General features: G+C 38.8%; 18 protein-coding genes and 1 tRNA gene. 8 read left to right on the top strand and 11 right to left on the bottom strand.

Going from position 1 to position 18,278, the window contains the following annotated elements:
- The first annotated feature begins 29 nt into the window (after positions 1–29).
- Both uspE and ttcA read left to right on the top strand, forming a co-directional pair.
- Entirely contained in the window at positions 30–959 is a 930-nt protein-coding gene (gene uspE / locus NE535_RS08235; RefSeq protein ID WP_261298162.1) for a universal stress protein UspE, read from the top strand.
- 90 nt (positions 960–1,049) lie between these two features.
- Positions 1,050–1,994, top strand: coding sequence for a tRNA 2-thiocytidine(32) synthetase TtcA (gene ttcA, locus NE535_RS08230; protein WP_261298161.1), 945 nt, complete (start codon positions 1,050–1,052; stop codon positions 1,992–1,994).
- A gap of 121 nt (positions 1,995–2,115) precedes the next feature.
- Here the strand turns inward: ttcA and NE535_RS08225 are convergent, their stop codons facing one another.
- Positions 2,116–2,751, bottom strand: coding sequence for a DUF2987 domain-containing protein (locus NE535_RS08225; RefSeq protein ID WP_261298160.1), 636 nt, complete (start codon positions 2,749–2,751; stop codon positions 2,116–2,118).
- Between the two features lie 176 nt (positions 2,752–2,927).
- Here NE535_RS08225 and yvcK point away from each other — a divergent pair, with 176 nt between their 5' ends.
- A complete protein-coding gene (gene yvcK / locus NE535_RS08220; protein ID WP_261298159.1) occupies positions 2,928–3,836 on the top strand; it encodes a uridine diphosphate-N-acetylglucosamine-binding protein YvcK in 909 nt (302 codons plus the stop codon).
- 42 nt (positions 3,837–3,878) lie between these two features.
- On the opposite strand, the gene NE535_RS08215 is transcribed toward yvcK, so the two are convergent.
- The 4 genes from NE535_RS08215 to dnaQ all read right to left on the bottom strand — a co-directional run bounded on the left by NE535_RS08215 (position 3,879) and on the right by dnaQ (position 7,757).
- Positions 3,879–5,072, bottom strand: a complete 1,194-nt coding sequence (locus NE535_RS08215) for an amino acid aminotransferase (RefSeq protein ID WP_261298158.1) — start codon at positions 5,070–5,072, stop codon at positions 3,879–3,881.
- A 357-nt stretch (positions 5,073–5,429) separates the two neighbouring features.
- Positions 5,430–5,506: transfer RNA gene (locus NE535_RS08210), tRNA-Asp, on the bottom strand.
- A 176-nt stretch (positions 5,507–5,682) separates the two neighbouring features.
- Entirely contained in the window at positions 5,683–7,020 is a 1,338-nt protein-coding gene (locus NE535_RS08205) for a TIGR03503 family protein (RefSeq protein WP_261298157.1), read from the bottom strand.
- 8 nt (positions 7,021–7,028) lie between these two features.
- On the bottom strand, positions 7,029–7,757 hold the full coding sequence (dnaQ, locus tag NE535_RS08200; RefSeq protein ID WP_261298156.1) for a DNA polymerase III subunit epsilon: 729 nt from the start codon (positions 7,755–7,757) through the stop codon (positions 7,029–7,031).
- Between the two features lie 71 nt (positions 7,758–7,828).
- On the opposite strand from dnaQ, the gene rnhA reads away from it, so the two are divergent.
- Entirely contained in the window at positions 7,829–8,302 is a 474-nt protein-coding gene (gene rnhA, locus NE535_RS08195) for a ribonuclease HI (RefSeq protein ID WP_261298155.1), read from the top strand.
- On the opposite strand, the gene NE535_RS08190 is transcribed toward rnhA, so the two are convergent.
- Positions 8,299–9,036 (bottom strand): class I SAM-dependent methyltransferase, encoded by a 738-nt coding sequence (locus NE535_RS08190; protein WP_280925401.1) that lies wholly within the window; start codon positions 9,034–9,036, stop codon positions 8,299–8,301. The genes rnhA and NE535_RS08190 overlap by 4 nt on opposite strands.
- Positions 9,037–9,125: 89 nt before the next feature.
- On the opposite strand from NE535_RS08190, the gene gloB reads away from it, so the two are divergent.
- Positions 9,126–9,911 (top strand): hydroxyacylglutathione hydrolase, encoded by a 786-nt coding sequence (gene gloB / locus NE535_RS08185; protein WP_261298154.1) that lies wholly within the window; start codon positions 9,126–9,128, stop codon positions 9,909–9,911.
- Between the two features lie 153 nt (positions 9,912–10,064).
- Positions 10,065–11,618: a LysM peptidoglycan-binding domain-containing protein gene (locus NE535_RS08180; protein ID WP_261298153.1), complete on the top strand. Its 1,554-nt coding sequence runs from the start codon at positions 10,065–10,067 to the stop codon at positions 11,616–11,618.
- A 131-nt stretch (positions 11,619–11,749) separates the two neighbouring features.
- Here NE535_RS08180 and NE535_RS08175 read toward each other — a convergent pair whose 3' ends face one another.
- From NE535_RS08175 to NE535_RS08165, 3 genes are read right to left on the bottom strand one after another with little or no spacing between them, the layout of a single operon-like run.
- Positions 11,750–12,283: a BsuPI-related putative proteinase inhibitor gene (locus NE535_RS08175; protein ID WP_261298152.1), complete on the bottom strand. Its 534-nt coding sequence runs from the start codon at positions 12,281–12,283 to the stop codon at positions 11,750–11,752.
- Positions 12,283–14,103 carry an AsmA family protein gene (locus NE535_RS08170; RefSeq protein ID WP_261298151.1) on the bottom strand — a complete coding sequence of 607 codons (1,821 nt, stop codon included), beginning with the start codon at positions 14,101–14,103 and terminating at the stop codon, positions 12,283–12,285. The genes NE535_RS08175 and NE535_RS08170 overlap by 1 nt, the downstream gene beginning before the upstream one ends.
- A gap of 52 nt (positions 14,104–14,155) precedes the next feature.
- Entirely contained in the window at positions 14,156–14,638 is a 483-nt protein-coding gene (locus tag NE535_RS08165; RefSeq protein ID WP_261298150.1) for a putative 4-hydroxy-4-methyl-2-oxoglutarate aldolase, read from the bottom strand.
- A 244-nt stretch (positions 14,639–14,882) separates the two neighbouring features.
- Between NE535_RS08165 and NE535_RS08160 the strand changes: the two genes are divergently transcribed.
- Both NE535_RS08160 and NE535_RS08155 read left to right on the top strand, forming a co-directional pair.
- Positions 14,883–15,197: a hypothetical protein gene (locus NE535_RS08160; protein WP_261298149.1), complete on the top strand. Its 315-nt coding sequence runs from the start codon at positions 14,883–14,885 to the stop codon at positions 15,195–15,197.
- Positions 15,198–15,452: 255 nt separating this feature from the next.
- Positions 15,453–15,587 (top strand): hypothetical protein, encoded by a 135-nt coding sequence (locus NE535_RS08155; protein WP_261298148.1) that lies wholly within the window; start codon positions 15,453–15,455, stop codon positions 15,585–15,587.
- Between the two features lie 209 nt (positions 15,588–15,796).
- Here NE535_RS08155 and pgm read toward each other — a convergent pair whose 3' ends face one another.
- On the bottom strand, positions 15,797–17,440 hold the full coding sequence (pgm, locus tag NE535_RS08150; RefSeq protein WP_261298147.1) for a phosphoglucomutase (alpha-D-glucose-1,6-bisphosphate-dependent): 1,644 nt from the start codon (positions 17,438–17,440) through the stop codon (positions 15,797–15,799).
- A gap of 21 nt (positions 17,441–17,461) precedes the next feature.
- Positions 17,462–18,169 (bottom strand): replication initiation negative regulator SeqA, encoded by a 708-nt coding sequence (gene seqA, locus NE535_RS08145; protein WP_261298146.1) that lies wholly within the window; start codon positions 18,167–18,169, stop codon positions 17,462–17,464.
- Between the last annotated feature and the right edge of the window lie 109 nt (positions 18,170–18,278).

Here is an 18,278-nt window from a genome sequence, read left to right as displayed (position 1 = left end):
GCTTAAATTTAAATAGCTTTGGAGGTTTTATGAAGGAATATAAAAAAATATTGGTTATTATTAACCCCACTACAGACCATCAAGCCGCCTTAGATAGAGCCATTGAATTAGCCTCTAAAAGCCAAGCAACAATTACTGCCTTTTTATCAATCTTTGACTTTTCTTATGAGATGACTTCTATCTTGTCTGCACATGAACGTGAAGCCATGAGACAAGGTGTTATTGATCAACGCACAGCTTGGTTAAACGAACTCATCAGCAAAATTAATCTTGAAAAAATAGACATAAATGCTCAGGTTGTATGGCATAACCGCCCTTTTGAATCTGTCATTAACTATGCGATACAAGGCGATTATGATTTGATCGTTAAAAGTACCCATGCACATGACAAACTTAAAGCAGTGATTTTTACCCCTACAGATTGGCATTTAATGCGAAAAGCACCTCAACCAGTATTAATGGTTAAAGAGCATGATTGGCCTGTTGCAGGTAAAATACTCTGTGCTATAAATGTCGCATCAGAAGATGAAGACCAACAAAATCTCAACGGCAAAATCATTCAGTACGCGCAAGATTTAGCATTGAAGTTTTCTGCCAGTGTGCATTTAGTTAATGGTTACCCCGGTACACCGGTTAATTTAGCCATTGAATTACCTGATTTTGATGCTAACGCATACAATGACAGTGTCCGTATGCAGCATGAACAACGCGTTCAGTACCTGGCTGATTCATACAATATCCCTATTGAGAATTGTCATGTTGAAGAAGGCTTACCTGAAGATGTTATCCCTGAACTGGCTGAAAAACTGGATGCTGAACTGGTAATATTAGGCACAGTTGGTCGTACTGGTTTTTCCGCGGCACTTATTGGTAATACGGCCGAACATGTGATTGATAGCTTAAATTGTGATTTATTAGCATTGAAACCTGACGGATATAAATCACCTTTAGCTGAATAACTACACTATAACGTAGACTTGTACTTTACCCAGTAACCGATTACTGGAATAATACGCGCCCTGAAACATATAGTTACTGGGCGCATTTTTATGTCTGAAGTCGATCTACAAGAACAAGTTAAAAAAAATACCACCCGCATGAACAAACTGCAGAAACGCTTACGTCGTGAAGTGGGAACTGCTATCGCTGATTACAATATGATTGAAGATGGCGATCTAGTCATGTGTTGTTTATCTGGTGGTAAAGATAGCTATGCCATGCTTGATATCTTAATTAACCTTCAACAACGAGCGCCAATCTCTTTCAACATTGTTGCGGTAAATCTTGACCAAAAACAACCTGGTTTTCCTGAGCATATCTTACCTGCATACTTAGATACATTAGGGATTGCTTATCATATTCTTGAAAAAGATACTTATTCTATTGTCAAAGATAAGATTCCAGAAGGTAAAACGACTTGTTCATTGTGTTCTCGTTTACGCCGAGGCACTTTATACGGATTTGCACAACGCATTGGCGCAACTAAAATTGCCCTTGGCCATCACAGAGACGACATTATAGAAACATTATTTTTAAACATGTTCTATGGCGGAAAGATGAAGGCTATGCCACCAAAATTATTGTCTGATGATGGTGCGAACATGGTGATTAGGCCATTAGCCTATAGTAGAGAAAAAGATATCGCAGAATATGCCGCATTAAAACAATTTCCGATCATACCTTGTAACTTATGTGGCTCTCAGGAAAATTTAAAGCGTGGTGCAATTAAAGACATGCTTAATTTATGGGATAAGCAACATCCAGGCAGAATTGAAACCATATTCACTGCCATGCAAAATACCGCACCATCACAGGGTGTTGATCGAGAAAACTTCGATTTTTTAAGTCTTAAGCGTGATGAGAATGCGCCATTAAAAGGTGATGTTGCAGAGTCTGACTTACCAGCATTCGATTTTCTCGATATTAGTAATAATGGTCATATTGATCTTGATGCAGCGCAACGTATCGATATCGTCACCACATTTAAACCTTAAGCCTAGTGATTACATTCGACAACATTGAATGATCATTCTTGTTAAGGTTATGGATTAGATATTAGCCATCACAGAAATAAAAAGCCCTGTTGATTCAGGGCTTTTTGTTACTGAACTTTAGCTAATTCACCCAAGGGCTTAATACACTAGGCTTATGAGAAAAGGATAATTCCTCCAGCGTTTCAATCTGCTCTGAACTTAACGTAAAGCGAGGCTGAATTGATACCGCTTTGCCATTCATTGTCATAGTTAATGGAGTATCATCTGAAAATTCAAATGTTAACCCCGTTAATGGCTTTCTGAAGTATTTCATTGGAAAACCTTGTAAGGTGTCAAGCAAGCCATTCATATCATCAAGTACTAACTTTAATTCTTTACCCGTGTATTGAATCAAGGTTTCACGTGCCCTGACCTGCATAGCAATACCGCATTGACTAGAGTCGCCCTGCACTTCAATATTTACGAGACCACGATTTGATTTTAAATCGTCATCAAATGGCATAAAAATGCGTTGTTCTTTAGTATAGGTAAGTGGAAACGTTTGCGACTCAGTGCTGATATTCCCTGAAACTATGGTGCAGTTTTCCGATTTAGGTACGCTAAATACTAATTCAACATAGGGATAACTTGCCTTGTTGACCCGTTTTAATGGGTTGTAAAAGCCACTGTATTCTAAAGAAACGGTATCTGAAATTGCATTGAAACTCGTAAACACTAATAACGTTAGCCCTAATACAACACTCTTACGTAATAACATACAACAATCCTGTTCAAACAATAAACAACTACCAAATATGCATTAAATAATGCATTAAATAATGCATTAAATAATGCATTTATTTTGCGTTTATTACTGTAATTTATAATACAATCGTGGCCAATATTCTATCACAATAATTCACTTAAATTCTCAAGGAAAGAGACTGTAATGATATGTTAAATCAACGATTAGCCAGTTTTAATAAAGTAGTTGCGATTGGCGGTGGTCACGGACTTGGTCGCGTTTTAGCCTCGTTATCTTTTTTAGGAGACAGGTTAACGGGTATTGTGGCGACAACGGATAATGGTGGTTCGACTGGGCGCTTAAGGCAAGACCAACACACTATCGCATGGGGTGACTTAAGAAATTGTCTGTCTCATTTAACGCCAAGACCTTCGTTAAGTTCACAGCTGTTTGACCATAGGTTTGTTGGCAACAATGAACTATCTGGACATAATTTAGGTAATGTTATTCTGCATGCCCTAGATCAACTTTGTGTTAGGCCACTTGATGCCGTCAAGCTTGTCAGTTCTTTACTAAAAATCAACACATCAATTATTCCGATGTCTGAAGCCTCTACACATTTAACTGCATTAACTTACTGTGGCAATAAAATTATTGGTGAATTAAGTGTAGATGAAATGAAAGAAGCTCCCGTTGCATTAAGTCTTGAGCCAGAAGTGGATGCCACTATTGAAGCATGTGATGCCATTGTAAATGCAGATCTTATTATACTGGGCCCAGGCAGTTTTTTGACCAGCATCATTCCGCCATTACTCTTGCCCAAAATAGCTAAAAGCATTCAAAATTCACATGCAAAAGTAATATTAATCGATAACTTAACTGATGAGTTTTCTGTCGCAAATCAATTTAGTATTTGTGAGAAAATAAATTGGATCCATCAGGTTGTTGGCGCTGACATTATCAGTGATGTTATTCAGCAATATCAACTACCTTCAACACATATTACCGAGTATCCAGCAATTAAATTTCATCAATTTGATTTAGTCAGCTCACATCATAAAGGCTTACATGATAAAACCGCATTAGGCGATGCTATCTGTCAGATTACTCGGATATAAAAAAGGACTGCATTGGCAGTCCTTTCTACTGAAGTTTAAAAGTTACAGCACTTTTGCTATCGCTTTACACACAGCAGGCATATTGTCTTTAGTCAGACCTGCCACACTAATCCTACCTGAACCGACAATATAAATAGCAAATTCATCACGTAAACGATTCACTTGATCTTTGTTTAATCCTGAGAAGCTGAACATGCCATTTTGACGTGAAATAAAGCTAAAATCTTGGGTAACACCTTCAGCTATCAAAGATTCAACCAATAATGTACGCATTTGCGCAATACGTTGACGCATTTCAGTCAACTCAGCTTCCCATTCACTTCTTAACGCATCATCAGCCAAAATAGTGCTTACAATTAAACCACCGTGTGCTGGCGGATTTGAATAATTTGAACGGATGGTCTTCTTAATTTGACTAAAGCTACGCTCAGCGGATGCTTTATCTTCAGCTACAAGGGTAACGGCGCCAATACGTTCGTTGTATAAACCAAAGTTTTTAGAAAAAGAGTTAGCGACTAATAATTCAGGAACCACCTTAGCCACCGCACGTAAACCTTGAGCATCTTCTTCAATTCCGGCACCAAAACCTTGGTACGCGAAATCAAACAAAGGCAATAATGACTTTTCTAAACAAAGCTGTGCAACCAGTTTCCATTGTTCAATGTTTAAATCTATACCCGTTGGGTTATGGCAACAGCCATGAAGTAATACGATATCGCCAGCAGATGCTTGATCTAAGTCAGCTAGCATAGCTTCAAAATCCATATCATGGCTCGCAGCTACGTAATATTGATATTCCTTAACCGTTAAACCAGCCGATTCGAAAATATTGTGGTGGTTAGCCCAAGTAGGATTGCTCACCCAAATGGTTTTTGATGTTGTATTAGTGGCTAAAAACTCAGCGGCAACACGTAAAGCACCTGTCCCACCTGGCGCTTGCGCAGTCACTGCACGATGTTGATTAACTAGTTCGCTGTTTTCACCGAACAATAAGGTTTGAACAACCTGGTTGTAAGCTTGAACACCTTCGATTCCAAGGTAGTTTTTGCTTTTCTCTATTTCAAGTAACTTAGCTTCAGCTTTTTTGACAGACTTAAGAACAGGCGTTTGCCCTGCTTCGTCTTTATAAATCCCCACCCCTAAATTCACTTTATGGGCACGGTTATCCGCTTTAAATGTATCAGTTAAACCTAAGATAGGATCCGCAGGTGCTTGAGAAACTTGAGAGAAAATCATTACAACATTCCTAAAAATAGTAGAGTACAGGTTAATGTAGCTCTTTATACCACCCTAAAGGAATTCTGAGTAGTGAGAATTTTGATTGATTAATCGATAAAGGCAGTAAACTTAAGATATATCAAAAAAATGACAAATTTATGCAGATTATTAAATAAATCGGCTTAATTCTTGTTATCCACGATTTGAACTTTTTTAATGAATGAGGGAAATTTATCACACTGCAAATAATACTTTAAGGCTCAGATTTGTAGATAAAATGTAACAGAGTTAAAAAGCGCAAACTAAACACACGCTAAGTAATTTTTAAATCAGCCATAAAAAAAGCCTCATCGATTGATGAGGCTTTCTCTAATTTGGCGGAGCGGACGGGACTCGAACCCGCGACCCCCGGCGTGACAGGCCGGTATTCTAACCAACTGAACTACCGCTCCAAATTCTTTATATGCTAATTTACTTAATTAACATACTGAAAACTAGACTTAATCACCATCATAAGATGCATGCTGTTCTCAATTGCGATGAATAATAATGCTGGCGAATTAGATCGTCAACCCTTTTCTTAAAAAATAAATTTGTTTTGTCAAAAAATGAACAACTGCATCAAAATCTAGTGCTTATCATCGGGTAACATCAAGTCGATATCATCTAATGCAAGATTATCTGCTGAGCCTCCCTTTTTAAGCTCTTGCTCTTTCAAGCGTATTTCAGCTGCGGCCAGAGCCTTAGCTAGCGCTTGTTTCTTACGCCAGATAATAAATCCAATAATACCAAACAAGAGCAACACACCATTTACTGTTGCAATCCAGAAAATGGCATCATCTTTAGCCATTTGTTCTTCGATTAAGGCAATTTGGGCCGCTTTCTCAGCCAGTTCATCTGCACTTGGAGGCGGAGGTGGCGGCTCAACCAGGTTAAAGAACATTTCTGGAATATTAAGTAAAACTTCACGTCCACGTATTGCAGTGGTAGCAACGGTGCCTTTCACTCGGTAACTGCCATATTCAGAGACAGCAGGCAGCGGCAGCATGTATTCAGGAGTGGGAATATCCATCAGCACTACAGGAATTTGCAAGCCAGCAGGTCCTACTAATTCAAGTTGTAAATGCGTTTGTGAAAGGAGCACTTCAGCTTCATTGACTGATATAGCCAGATGCCAAGTACCCGTTAAAGGATCCTCTGGCGCAATCATTTTGACGGTAATTGGCTGCCTTGATAATAAAAAAGGCATGTTGTATTCACGTTCAAAAATATTATTACGTGCCGTAACACTTAATTTATAGTGACCTGCGGGTTGTTCAAGATTGGTACTGCCAGTAAATATGCCATCATCGGGACGCTCATCTAAATCTTCGCCGTTATCTTTATATGCTCCAACAATAATCGTACCCGTCGCAAAATTATCATCTCCGGGTAGATGTTCACTGGTGAACTTTGAGGTCCACTCGATCATAAATTCTAAACCAGGCATACGCATGGTCAAATCATCTGCTGTGAGTCTAGAAACTACTTTTAGGCGCTCGCCTTGATATAAAGGTTGCGGTAGCGGTTCAACTGCAATATTGATTTCAGATACTTTTTCAATTTTTGAACCGGGTAAAACATCACCGAGCAACTGCCAAGGTCCGGGAGTGGGATTAGCAATGGCAATGATATCACCCGTGATGCCATCAACCCATTTTACGGAGCTAGGGTGACGCGATGAGTACCATTTGCTGCCATCTGGTTGTACAACGACAACTGGGGAAGAACCATAACCGCGTTGCACGATTAAGGTGACTTGATCCACTTTATGATCAATTCTAAAACGATTTTTTAATTCCATTGCATAAGGTGCAGGAACATATTCACTGAAGGAGTCAGTGTGATTAGCGGCATTCGCTACCACTGGCAGCATAAAACAAACGCTAAATAAAGCGGCGAAAAGTTTGGCACCCGGTATTTTCATTAAACGATTTATCCTCTCCAGAGGCACTTCCCTGATTTAGCAACTAAATCAAGTCTTTGTTCATGTCGTATTATTTCATCGGCCGATGCGTTGATCACTTTAAGATTAAACGCATTTTGTTCTATTCTTTTAATACCGCCAGCCTCTTGCCCCGCTTTCTCACTGGATAAATTAAATTTGATTTGACCACCAGTCATAATCAAATACACATCCGCTAGAATTTCCGCATCAAGCAGTGCGCCGTGGTATGTTCGGCGTGAATTATCTATGCCGTAGCGGCGACATAATGCATCAAGATTATTTTTCTGCCCTGGATGTAAACGTTTAGCAATGGCTAAAGTATCAAGAATGTCGCAGATATCTTTGGTCTTGGGTCCGACGGGATTGAGTTTGGAAAATTCATGATCCATAAAGCTAACATCGAAGTTGGCATTATGTGCGACGATTTCGGCGCCATCAATAAAATTGATAAAGTCTTGAGCTATTTGATGAAACCTTGGCTCACCAGCAACGCGCTGATCAGTAATACCGTGAACTTCAATTGCTTCTGGGTCTATCAATTGCCCAGGATTAATATATTGATGATAAGTACGCCCAGTAAGACGACGATTAATCACCTCTACACAACCAATCTCAATGATCCTATGCCCAATATAAACAGGACCACCGGCTTGGTTCATACCGGTTGTTTCAGTATCTAAAATAATTTGTCGTGATGCGGATGAAATGATATTCATTTATTTAGTCATCTTCATGTTGTGGTTATACTAACGCCAAAGTTTTCTTAATGATTAAGTGTAGCAATTCAATGACTGAACTAAAACAACTTCATATTTATACTGATGGGTCATGCCTTGGTAATCCAGGTCCTGGTGGTTATGGTGTCGTCATGAAATATAAACTACAGCAAAAAGAGTTGTCAGCCGGTTATAAATTAACCACCAACAACCGCATGGAGCTTTTAGCCCCCATCATTGCTTTAGAGTCCTTGTTTGACAGTTGTAATATTATTCTGATCAGTGATAGTCAGTACATGCGTAAAGGGATCACAGAGTGGATACATGGTTGGAAAAGAAAAAACTGGATTACTTCTGCCAATGAGCCCGTTAAGAATGTCGATTTATGGAAAAGATTAGATACCGTCAGTCAAAAACACAAAATTGATTGGCGCTGGGTTAAAGGTCATTCAGGCCAAATCGAAAACGAACGTTGTGATGAGTTAGCGCGCGTTGCTGCTATGGGTAAAAACCTGTTGGATGATGAACATTACCAACCAAACTAACTCTTTGTACGAGGTTTAAAACCTGCTCGTCCAGCACTTGGCGCAGTAGACCAGTTGGTGGATTTAACCTTTTGTTTATCTCTTATGGGTGTTAACGGTGTATCCACTTTTTTTGCCACAATAAGGTAAATTCCGCCTGTACTAGGTAGCCACTTTTCCAGTTGATTATGCCACGCAATTTTACCTGGGTATTCAGTTAATAAATGATGATATACCAATCTTTCATCGGATAATATTTGATACCCTAATAAACCAAGCCAATCCTTTACCCTTGATGGCATAAAAAAATGTCCACACCAAGGGGCTACATTTTGAAACTGGGGCAATAATTTTCCAAAAAAAATAGGGCTTACAGGATTAAATCCGCTCAGAATAATGTGTCCACCCGAGACAACCACCCTGTCAACCTCGCGCAGAACGCGATAAGGGTCTTGCTCAAACTCAAGTAATGAGTTCATTAACACTGTGTCGATAGAACTATTCTGTAATGGTAGGTCTTTTGTAGAAGCTTGGATGGCTCCGCCTTCAGTTTCAAAAAGGCTAAAATGATAATTTATTTGACACTGCAAACTGTTTATTTCAGCACTTAATGGGCCTAATTTTAAAAGATGATAACCAAATAATCTTGGCCACCAGAGATTTAAACGGGCTTCCAACTCGGTTTTCAGTTGATCACCTGAAGCGAACTCAAGCCAGCTTAATGGTGAACAAGCCTCGGTCGGAATATGTGCCAATGAAATCTCCTTGAAATGACCTGATAGATTGCAGTCAAACGCTGTAATGTTTACTCTAACAAATCTGTTAGCGAAACTCGAGAATCATAATGTATAAAACCCACCTAATTCCGGCATTTAACGATAATTACATTTGGGTTATTGAAGACTCTCATGGGGCGGCTTATGTGGTCGATCCTGGATGTGGGCAGAGTGTAATTGACTATTTAACCTCTAATGAGATTCAATTAGTGGGCATTTTAATTACCCATCACCATCAAGATCACACAGGAGGCATTGCATTATTACAGCAAGCCTATGGGCAACAATTGTCAGTTTATGGCCCTGCTAATGAGGCAATTGACGGTTTAACCGTCCGAATTTCATTAGCGGAACATACTTCAACAGAACTCAACCTGAAGCATTGGCAACTTCCTATTCTAGTTTACAGTGTGCCTGGACACACTATTGGGCATATCGCTTATCTTGCAGATGACATTTTATTTTGTGGCGACACTTTGTTTAGTGGCGGATGTGGGCGCTTATTTGAAGGATCTGCGGCTCAAATGAGTAAGTCACTTTGTATATTAGCTGCGTTACCTGATTCAACAAAAGTGTATTGCGCCCATGAGTATACTCAAACTAACCTTAAATTCGCTGTAACTGTAATGCCAAATAATCAAGCATTAAAAACCTATATAGAACAAGTCATTAGCCTGCGAAAACAAGGGTTACCCACGATTCCTTCAAGCATACGATTAGAAAAACAAATCAATCCCTTTTTACGTTGCGACCATAAAGAAATTAAATTAAATGTTAGTTCACATTTTAATCAAAAAATTACAGATAATATTCAAGTGTTTAAAAATTTGAGGCTATGGAAAGATAATTTTTAACCTTACATAAAGAGAGTTTAATAAGACAGGCAAATAAATTTCATCTACAATGCTTGATTCGATATTTCTAGGCTGAGAAAACATCTCGATTAAGTTAGAAAAACATCATATTAGATTTAGGCACTAAATCTTAGGTTTAGGGATTTTTATTCAATGAAAACAAAGTTATCACTACTTTCTGCTAGTGTAATATTAATGTTGGGCTGTCAGTCAATTACCCCTAATGTTAATGACGACGTGATTAACGATACTTCGTCGGCAAAAGTCCCAGCGAAAACCAGTAAACAACCTAGAACCATTGAAGACATCGAACAAGATGTGGCCGAGGTTAATGATGTTTGGCAACGAATTCGTGATGGCATGCAATTAAAAATTGCTGAAAAGGAACTCGTTGATAAATACCGACAGTGGTACATCGACAATCCTAGGCACCTAGAAATTGTCACTCAGCGTGCTGAGCCATTCCTTTATTTCATTCTTGAAGAAATCGAGAAACGCAACTTACCTACCGAATTAGCTTTGTTGCCTGTCATTGAAAGTGCCTATAACCCTACCGCTTATTCACCTAGTGATGCGTCTGGGCTTTGGCAGTTAACTTTACCGACAGCAAATGCATTTAAAGTTAAGACCAACTGGTGGTATGACGGTAGGCGTGATGTAAGAGCATCAACATTAGCCGCATTAGACTTACTTGAATACCTGTATGTTAAGATGGGGAAAAACTGGAATTATGCTATAGCCGCGTATAACTCTGGTGAAGGACGAGTCCTTAATGCCATCAAACATAATAAAAATAATGGTAAAGAAACTAACTTTTGGATGCTAAAACTGCCAAAAGAAACCGCGCATTATGTCCCCCAATTAATGGCGCTTGCTGATATTATTAAACACTCTGATGAATTGGGTATCAATTTACCTGCTATTGAGAATAAACCTCAAATAGCAATTGTGAATATTGAAAGTCAGTTGGATTTAAATTTAGCCGCTGAAATGGCGAAAATTTCAGTTGATGAATTAAAAACACTTAACCCAGGGTTATTACGCTGGGCAACTGCGCCAATGGGACCACATTTATTAGCAGTTCCCGCTGAAAGTGCTAAATCATTCAATCAATCTCTCGCCTCACTTGAACCTGATGCCCGTATTAACTGGGTCAGGTATAAGATCAAATCTGGTGACAGTATTGGTGAAATTGCTCAGCAATTTGAAACCTCTCCAAAAATGATCCGCAATAGTAACGGCATTAAGGGCAATAATATTGTTGCTGGTAAATTCTTAATTATACCTGTGGCCAGTAAAGATCCAGATTTGGCAAGTATGAATGCCGATCAACTACTTGCGCGTAAACCAGTTATTCAATCAAGCAATCAACGCCAAACATACACAGTAAAGTCTGGTGACAGTTTATGGGCCATTGCTAACAAGCATAGTGTTTCGATTGAGCAAATTACCACGTGGAATAAACTTAACAAAGATCAGTCTCTTAAAATTGGTCAAAGCTTAGTGTTCTATCCTAACCAAATTGCTAAAACTGACTCAAGTAATGAAAAAGTGGTCAGCTATAAGGTTAAATCTGGAGATTCTCTAGTACGTATTGCTGCAAGGTATAAAGTCACTGTTGCTGATTTGATTGAATGGAACAGTTTGAAAAAGAATAACTATTTGCAACCTGGACAGATGTTAAAACTGTTAATTAGTAATAGTTAATCATGTAAACGACCAACAAAAAAGCGGTTTAACCTGAGTTAAACCGCTTTTTTAATGTAATGAATATACTAAATGGATATTTATAGTGTTATTCACACAAGTTAACCAACGTATGATCTAAAAACCAACGGTTATTCGGCAAACAGTAATTCTACACTAATATCATTCATGGTCGGTAAACTGCTTTCCAGGGCTTTTCCGGCAAACTTAGCCTGTAATCGGTAACCTTTGGTATTTATTTTTGCCAAGACATCAGCAGGCACATTAAAACTTGCCTTGACTGACTTACCTGCACCAATTGTTACTTTCCTGAGCGCTTGGGTAAACATCATCGTTTCAGACCATGCCCACACTTTAAGGCCTTTAGGATCTATCAACCATAAATCAGCCGTCATGCCCGAATTGAATTGAATAGCAACCCCATGTTCAGCTTGGTTTGTTACTGTTAATGAGACCGGCATTGATTTAGCACTCTGATAAAATGGCACCACATCCAAATGACCATGCAATACAGCTTGACTCATGACTTGCATTGCTTCTCCTGCAGACAACTTAATGATCTGGTTGATGTTTGGTTTGACATGATCGGCTTTAACATCAGAATCCACTGCCCCAGCACAACCAATCAAGGCGAATAACGAAATAGCGCCGAATATTTTGCGCATTACAATCCTCCTAATTTTTTAAATAAACTGTCTTTCAATTTGTCAGTTTCTTTGTTTAATTTACCTTTTAATAAAGCTTGAGTATCTAATCGATATTTAGGCTCTTGAAAACTGCCTGTAATCTTCAACGGAATATCAATACCTGATAAAGCATCTTTCTCTCCCCCCTGTCCTGCAAGTGAACCAACTACTTTAGTGATAAGGCTATAATCAATTTGGTGGCTGATAATGTTTGCAGTCCCTTTACCATCTAAACGAATTAATGGTGAGGCCATAGCAAGATCTGGATTTGTTATTACACCATCAAGTAGAGAAAAACCACCCGCTAAACTGGTAAAATCAGTTTTCAACTCTTGACTGTCTTGCGCGGATAAATCGCCGGCTAACTTCTTTTGACCACTGCGGATCATTTGAGGAATATTGACGCCATACAAAGATCCATCAGCAATCTCAAATTGTCCATTGGCAATGAGTTGCTGTTTAAGCTTAGCGGGAATAAGGCTACTGCCATGACCTTTAACTGTAAAGTTTGCGGTACCAGATAATAAATCCACTTCAGCTAAATCAGTCAATAATGGTCTAATTTGTAAACCGTTAAGTTGATTATTAAATTGATAGCTTGGTACCTTGTTACGCGCATCAATGGATGCTTTAACATTGATATTACCCTGATACAACTCAGCCGTAAGCTGTTTGATATCAATAAGCCCTTGTTTAACTGTGGTGTTTAGCTGCCAATTTTGGGTCAGTAAGTTATCAAGCTTAATTGACTTCGCCTTAAGAGCTAAAGTTAAGTCGATACCTTTAAGTGAGGCAAGATCTGGCTCTGACGTCACTTCAGCATCCTGCTCTGAAGTACCATTTTTATCAGTGTCACTTTCTGCAGATTTAGGCAATAAGGAATTTAAGTCAATGTCACCAAATTCAATATTGAAATCAATTACCGGGACTTTTTTTGCATAGTTAACTGCCAGTTTGGCTGATGCTTGAATACTGTCAACTGAAAGTTTACTGATAACTAGATCAATATTTTTAGTATTTAGTGCCACAGACAAATCAGCCGCTATTGTCGATTTAACGGTTTTATTAGGTAGATTTTCACCCTCAACTAGATTCTCAATTAACAAGTCGCTGATTTGAATATGATCAATCTTCTGTGAAACCTTGATTTTGCCTGAGCCTGATGAAGATAATTTCATATCAGCTAATTCAGCTTCAAATTCGTATTCCATGTCTGCAAATTCACCCAGTGAAAACTCACCTAAGGTAAATGATGTAAGGGTAAAGTGTTGCTCTGAATTTGTTTGCATATCAATAAGATTAATATGCATGTTGGTAATAGATACGCCACCGACATTAAGACTTGATAATGGCATGCTTTTATCAATTTGGTCTGATTCGACGTCTTTTGATTTATCATTCTGAGCAGTTGAGGTTAAACCATCAAAACTGGTATTCCCTTGTTTATCGGTGATTAAATTGAGTGTCAAACCGTCTAAACTTAAATTATCAACTTTAACTTGCTGACTAAATAATGGCAGTAAAGCAACGTTAGCTACGGCCTGATTTACTTGCAACATCTGTTGAGGTTGAAAATTATCAGGATTACTTAACGCAATTGAACCAACGTTGATCCCAAGGGTAGGAAAAAAACTCCAGCTCAAATCCTGATCAATTGTTAAAGTTCGTCCGGTATGTTGCTTAACCGCATCAACGACTTGGGGTTTGAAATCATTAATATTGAAAAACACAGTGAGATACAGCACAGCACAAATAACGATTGCAAATATTGATATCACCAACCATTTTATTAGTTTCATAACCAATCCTTAGCTTAAATTTGTTCAAGATACAGGTATTAAATAATCGTCATTATAGTACTAATGCAGTGTCACTTATTGCCACACCATTTAAGTCAGCATAAACAGTCATGCCATCCTTGACCTCGATTGAATTTATTTCAATGTTAACACCAATTTCGCCTAGATCTTTTTTGTCCGTTTTAATCGGATTAACGCCTAAAGCCTTAACACCAATATTCATGGTATTAATCGTTGCAACATCTCGAATACAACCATATATAACAATTCCTTGCCATCCATTATCCACAGCACTTTGTGCAATCATATCACCTAATAGCGCTCGTCGAGTAGAGCCGCCACCGTCAACAACTAGCACTTTACCCTGCCCTGGCGTTGCCAAAATAGACTTAACCTTTGAATTATCTTCAAAGCACTTAACCGTGACAATTTGCCCGCTAAAAACGGCATGTTGACCAAATGTTTGCCATGGCAAATTGATCAGTTGCAATTCTTGTGGGTATTGGTCAAAAAGATCAGGAAGTAAATCAAGCATAATGCCTCCATGCGACATAAAGAAAAGATTGGATCAGATGTTAAGACTAAATAAATACCTATGAACAAACAAGTGCTTATCTTGCCAAAAGTGAAAGAGTACTTAAGCCACCTGATATTGATGAAGACACATTATCCTCAATGGTGACTCATTTTGTATTACAGGTAAATTAACTGACTAATTTAAGTGACTAATATTTGATTGTTATTTATACTTTGTTTTTTTATTGAGACACAGATTACACATGAAAAATGATTTAGAGCTTGCTCGGGTTATCAATGCCTTTGATGAACTTGAATTTGAGCAGCGTACCACTACCAACCTTGAAAATGCCCGTAACAAACCGCAAATGCGCACTTATATTCAGTCATTGGATTTCAGTCTGCGCCGTCTAAAAATCCTTCAAGAAACGATTAACGAACTTGTTGAAGACAAACAGTCTGATCTATTGCGACAAGAGAAAGTACAAACATATAAAACTAAAATTATTAATTTATCCCGCCAGTACAATATCAGTTATCAAGACGTGCTCAATATTATGGCAAAATCAAAAAAATAAGGATGTATTGATTAATAGGCTCTTTTTGGCTGAATCTTTTAATTCGGTTGTTTTTACCTTTTCTAAGTAGGAAATTTCGCCTATCACGATAAAGATACTGCAACTTTAATATCAACTTCAACATGCAAATATGGCCAATTAAGCATCTGGCATATTAGTGTATAAAACGATTTAATAGTAAATCTCTATAGCTATCATCATTCGAGCAATACACCAGTTATAAACCTTGCTTTAAAACTCGCATCACCAAATACAATGGCTATTTCTGGCGCCGCTTTGGCCCATGAAGGACATGGTGCGCCTGGGTTGTTTCATCATTTTGAAAAAATGGCGCCTGCAATCATTTTAGTCGCTGTAGTCGCAGGTATTATTTGGAAAATGAAAAAATAGTTAGCCAATACTGGCAAACAGCTTCAGCTAAAAAGTATTAATTGACTGGGCATGACATTCAATATGTGATGCTAAATAACCTCGGCTCTGGTAAAGAAAAAGGCTAACCAGTAGCTCAGGTTAACTATACTCGCTTGTTAATCCATACTCGCTGCAAACAAAAACGCACTCAGTTGAGTGCGTTTGTTTATATCATCTCAATGTTTTAGTTAGCCTTTTAATGCGCTATCAATCATTTGCTGTGCTTGTAAAATGATGGCATCTAAATGTTGTTGGCTGATAAAACTTTCGGCATAGATTTTAAACAGAGCTTCCGTGCCAGATGGTCGAGCGGCAAACCAGCCGTTTTCTGTAGTCACTTTAATCCCCCCAATCGGCGCATTATTGCCAGGTGCGTGTGACAAAATTGCAGTTATCGTTTCGCCAGCAAGAGTAGTATCAGTAAAACTTTGACTATTTAATTGCTCAAATTTAGCTTTTTTCTTCAAGCTGATCGGGCTATCAATTCGGCTATAGAAGCTTTCACCAAACTCGGCGGTTAACTCTTGATATCTTTGCGACGGCGTTTTTCCTGTCACAGCAGTCATTTCTAGGGCCAGTAAGGCCAAGATAAAACCATCTTTATCTGTACACCATGTGCTACCATCTCGTTGCAAAAATGCTGCACCAGCGCTTTCTTCACCACCAAACGCAATGGTACTGTTGGCCAAACCATCGACAAACCATTTAAAGCCAACTGGCACTTCCAAACAAGCACGATTTAAACTGGCACATACTCTGTCGATCATGGCACTCGATACCAATGTTTTACCGATTGATAAAGACTCTGCCCATTGTGGGCGATGACGAATTAAGTAATCAATCGCTACCGCTAAATAATGGTTGGGATTCATTAAACCAAATCCAGGACACACAATACCATGGCGGTCATAATCAGGATCGTTTCCGACGCATAAATCAAAGTTTTCGCTGTGTTGTAATAAACCGGCCATGGCAAAAGGTGATGAACAATCCATACGGATCTTGCCATCTTTGTCTAATGTCATGAAACTAAAGGTTGGATCGACCAACTCGTTTACTAAGGTAATATCTAAACCATAACGCTGGGCAATATGCTGCCAATAATAAATACCTGAGCCTCCTAGAGGATCCACACCTAAACGCAAATTGGCTTTTTTAAGGGCTTCAAAATCAATCACCTCAGCTAAAGACTCAACATAAGGCGCAATAAAGTCGGTTTCTTTTACCCAACCTGAAGCAAGTGCAACGCCATAATTGACTTTTTTAACGCCACTTAATTGCTGCGCTAAGTATTGGTTCGCTTTATCTTCAATTTGCTTGGTGATTTCACCTTCAGCAGGACCACCATGTGGCGGATTGTACTTAATCCCACCATCTTGAGGAGGATTATGTGACGGAGTGATAATTAAACCGTCAGTTAAAGCAACAGGTTTATTTTTGTTAGCACTAATGATGGTTTGTGACACCACAGGTGTAGGGGTAAAACCATCATTGGCTTGAATCAGCACATTAACTTGATTCGCCGTCAGCACTTCGACAACAGACATAAATGCGGCATAGGATAAGGCATGAGTATCATAGCCGACAATCATAGGCCCGGTAATGTTAGCGGCTTGACGATAATCAACCACAGCCTGAGCAATAGCCCAAATATGATTCTGATTGAAGCTTGATTTAAAAGCACAACCACGATGACCGGAAGTACCAAAGGTCACTTTTTGTTGAACATCTTCAACATTTGGGATCATTCGGTAGTAGTAACTCATTAACTTAGGAATATTCACTAAATCTGCTGGTAATGCTAACGTCCCTGCTCGCTCATGAATTGCCACGCCGCGTCTCCTTGTTATCGATTAAATGTATTTTGCTATAGTAGAAGCTTGTTGGGCATCACACCCAAGATGGATAAGGACTTCAGATAAAATGGTTTGTTTTTTTGCAGTATTATTATTAGTTGTTACCCAATAACCACTTTGTCCAATTTCTTTCGGATTTGCAGATTGACTTGCATCTAATAATGCTTGTTTTGAACGGGCAAAATATAGACGCCCTTTGCCTTGAATTTGCAATACCTGATCAAAATGACTGCCTGCTTGGTTAGCCAATGCATCAAGCAAAAACATAAAACGACCAACCGCACCCTTCTGCTGACTGATCAAATGTTCGTTAATCACAGCGTTAAAATCCATAGTTGAAGATGAGGCATTAACGGATTTTGTCGCTTCAGCCACTTGCGCGGCAGGAGGGGTTGAAATCGATTCGGTTGTTACTGATGCCTTAACGGGCTCATTAACCTGCTTTGATGTTTCAGCTTTGACTTGAGCGCGATGATTGACTAATTGCTCAACAATGGTTTTTGCCTTATTAAATAAAGCGTCCCTTGCATTGGCGTCAAGCGCATCAAGACCAGGCTGACTAATAGAGTCAGGTGTATGATCGGCAACATATTCAACGGGAAGACCTAACAAACGACGTAAAATCTCTGAAGCACTCTCACCAATTCTTTCAGTCTTGCTTGCAATAAAACGGTAAAGTTCTTCATCAATTTCAATGTATTTCATTTCAATCATCCTTTTGTGTGTCGAAGATATAATCACAATTGCAGTTAACAACGGCGTATAAGACCATACCTTGCGAATTCAATTTATTCTTTTTAGATCGATTGCGATC

It is taken from the genome of Shewanella holmiensis (genome assembly GCF_025370255.1).
Taxonomy (GTDB): Bacteria; Pseudomonadota; Gammaproteobacteria; order Enterobacterales; family Shewanellaceae; genus Shewanella; species Shewanella holmiensis.
The sequence above is the reverse complement of the archived record's forward strand: the minus strand, read 5'-3'. Positions and strand labels throughout refer to the sequence as shown.

Coding starts and splice junctions, on each gene's coding strand:
- uspE (WP_261298162.1), top strand. CDS start 30: ATGAAGGAATATAAAAAAATATTGGTTATTATTAACCCCACTACAGAC.
- ttcA (WP_261298161.1), top strand. CDS start 1,050: ATGTCTGAAGTCGATCTACAAGAACAAGTTAAAAAAAATACCACCCGC.
- NE535_RS08225 (WP_261298160.1), bottom strand. CDS start 2,751: ATGTTATTACGTAAGAGTGTTGTATTAGGGCTAACGTTATTAGTGTTT.
- yvcK (WP_261298159.1), top strand. CDS start 2,928: ATGTTAAATCAACGATTAGCCAGTTTTAATAAAGTAGTTGCGATTGGC.
- NE535_RS08215 (WP_261298158.1), bottom strand. CDS start 5,072: ATGATTTTCTCTCAAGTTTCTCAAGCACCTGCGGATCCTATCTTAGGT.
- NE535_RS08205 (WP_261298157.1), bottom strand. CDS start 7,020: ATGAAAATACCGGGTGCCAAACTTTTCGCCGCTTTATTTAGCGTTTGT.
- dnaQ (WP_261298156.1), bottom strand. CDS start 7,757: ATGAATATCATTTCATCCGCATCACGACAAATTATTTTAGATACTGAA.
- rnhA (WP_261298155.1), top strand. CDS start 7,829: ATGACTGAACTAAAACAACTTCATATTTATACTGATGGGTCATGCCTT.
- gloB (WP_261298154.1), top strand. CDS start 9,126: ATGTATAAAACCCACCTAATTCCGGCATTTAACGATAATTACATTTGG.
- NE535_RS08180 (WP_261298153.1), top strand. CDS start 10,065: ATGAAAACAAAGTTATCACTACTTTCTGCTAGTGTAATATTAATGTTG.
- NE535_RS08175 (WP_261298152.1), bottom strand. CDS start 12,283: ATGCGCAAAATATTCGGCGCTATTTCGTTATTCGCCTTGATTGGTTGT.
- NE535_RS08170 (WP_261298151.1), bottom strand. CDS start 14,103: ATGAAACTAATAAAATGGTTGGTGATATCAATATTTGCAATCGTTATT.
- NE535_RS08165 (WP_261298150.1), bottom strand. CDS start 14,638: ATGCTTGATTTACTTCCTGATCTTTTTGACCAATACCCACAAGAATTG.
- NE535_RS08160 (WP_261298149.1), top strand. CDS start 14,883: ATGAAAAATGATTTAGAGCTTGCTCGGGTTATCAATGCCTTTGATGAA.
- NE535_RS08155 (WP_261298148.1), top strand. CDS start 15,453: ATGGCTATTTCTGGCGCCGCTTTGGCCCATGAAGGACATGGTGCGCCT.
- seqA (WP_261298146.1), bottom strand. CDS start 18,169: ATGAAATACATTGAAATTGATGAAGAACTTTACCGTTTTATTGCAAGC.